The following is a 540-nucleotide window of genomic DNA, read 5'->3' on the forward strand; positions in this document are numbered from 1 at the left end:
CAGTGAAACGCGTGGATAAGAACGGTACTGAAATCACAGCGAAGTACACACCAACTGTGACACCAGTAACACCAACAGCTGAACCAACAACATCAACAGATATTCAAGGTGCAACTCAAACCGGTAAGCCAACCTTCACTGAAGGTGACAGCCGTGTACCAATGAATGACGATGTTCCAGCAACATTCGATGATGGCTCAACGACTAAGACCGTTGAAGGCGTTGGTACTTACACAGTAGCGGCAGATGGAACCGTAACCTTCGTACCTGAGAAATCATTCGTTGGTGAAGCTCCAGCAGTGACAGTTGTCCGTGAAGATAAGAACGGCACAAAAGCTTCTGCGACTTATACTCCAAAAGTAACTCCTGTTACACCAACTGCAGCACCAACAACATCAACAGATATTCAAGGTGCGACTCAAACAGGTAAGCCTAAATTTACTGAAGGTGATAGCCGTGTGCCAATGAACGATGACGTTCCAGCAACCTTCGATGATGGTTCAACCACTAAGACAGTAGAAGGTGTTGGTACTTACACAG

Annotated in this window: 1 pseudogene; it reads left to right on the forward strand. The window is 46.1% G+C overall.

The features are described from left to right. Positions 1-540, forward strand: a pseudogene (locus HMPREF2867_RS04005) (fibronectin-binding protein); the annotation flags it as partial.

Origin of the sequence: Streptococcus sp. HMSC064H09 (genome assembly GCF_001812625.1) — a bacterium.
Taxonomy (GTDB): domain Bacteria; phylum Bacillota; class Bacilli; order Lactobacillales; family Streptococcaceae; genus Streptococcus.